Source organism: Marinomonas shanghaiensis, assembly GCF_003259175.1.
GTDB classification, from domain to species: domain Bacteria; phylum Pseudomonadota; class Gammaproteobacteria; order Pseudomonadales; family Marinomonadaceae; genus Marinomonas; species Marinomonas shanghaiensis.
The window spans coordinates 1-1,286 of record NZ_QGOK01000053.1 but is presented as its reverse complement, the minus strand read 5'-3'; the positions used below and the strand labels follow the sequence as shown (position 1 = coordinate 1,286).

The window sequence follows — 1,286 nt, the reverse complement described above, 5'->3', positions numbered from 1 at the left end:
CAAGACACGCACTGTAAAAAATACTCATCCAATATAATCAAAAAAATCCCTTCTCTTAGCAAAGTTAGGCTATTGAGCAAATAAAACGTGTGAGATTGACCAAAAATTGGAAACTAGGGACATTTAATCAAATTTGAGACGCAGAAAGGCCGACTGAAAATCAGTCGAGGATGTGTGACGGAATTTAAGACACTGTTTAGACTAGCAGCTGAGCACTATTTTGTCGGGGTTTTCGTTGTCGTTGATGCGATTCACAATAGTGGGCAATTGAATGCTCTCTACCAACAACATGCCCCGTTTTTTCACCGAATTGTGTAACAATACAAAGCCAGTTTTCTGATGAAATCGTGAGCCGTTGGAGAATCGGCAGTAGCGACGCCTCTATCACACCTCGTTTATCATCTCGTATGATTCGCCCCGTCATATCAACCAATTCTAGGTAATCTGGCAATTGAAAAGGCAAGCCATCTGGCCTATTTTCTCTTGGGTTACCAACAAAAGGAAATAGTCTCTTTGGCTGTTGCTGCTTCTTAGCAGAATCCACTCGTTTCTTTAGACTCGTAAAATCTGAATCTTCTGGCGTCTCACTTATGTTGGCTCGTAAAGGGTTAAGATCCACATAAGCCATACAAGCAATTAACGCAGCGTCATCCAACAAAGCTTGAGACTTAAAACGGCCCTCCCAGAATCTTCCTGTGCAATTGTCTTCAGCATTGGCTTGGCGGGCAATCGGTTCATTCAGTTCTTTCATAAACCAACTAATGTCCATCAGCCTCTTTCGAAACGTTTCAGCCGACGCTTCTACTAAAGACAATGCAAACTCAGAAAGAACCTCACCTTGTACGTATTGCTGTGTAAACAAAGTACCTTTATGCAATTTATGCCAACGCTGCAATATCTCTAATGTCGACCACTGTGCGGCTTTTTCCAGGTTGATGTGCAACACAACATGAAGATGATTACTCATCACAGCATAAGCACAAACATCGATAGAAAAGACACTGGCTAAAAACAACAATCTCTTTTCAACCCAACCACGACGGTGCGCATAACTGTCGCCCGAGATGGGGTCCTCACCGCATAAAAAGGCTCGCCGAACACAACGAGAGATACAGTGATAATAAGGCGTATCCGTTACACTGATTTGTTGACTTCTTGGCTGTGCCATAAATAACCTCCTCTTCCTGAGAAATAATACTGTAATTATATACAGTATAGATGCAATCCATCAAGTCTAAAGCCAATGCCTTGATATTACTGGCTTACTGAGGTGGGTGGCTTAGAAA

General features: G+C 42.2%; 1 protein-coding gene. It reads right to left on the bottom strand.

Annotated elements, in window-relative coordinates:
* Nucleotides 1-196 precede the first annotated feature (196 nt).
* Nucleotides 197-1,168 carry a transposase gene (locus DKT73_RS19960; protein WP_111640276.1) on the bottom strand — a complete coding sequence of 324 codons (972 nt, stop codon included), beginning with the start codon at nucleotides 1,166-1,168 and terminating at the stop codon, nucleotides 197-199.
* Nucleotides 1,169-1,286: the final 118 nt, after the last annotated feature.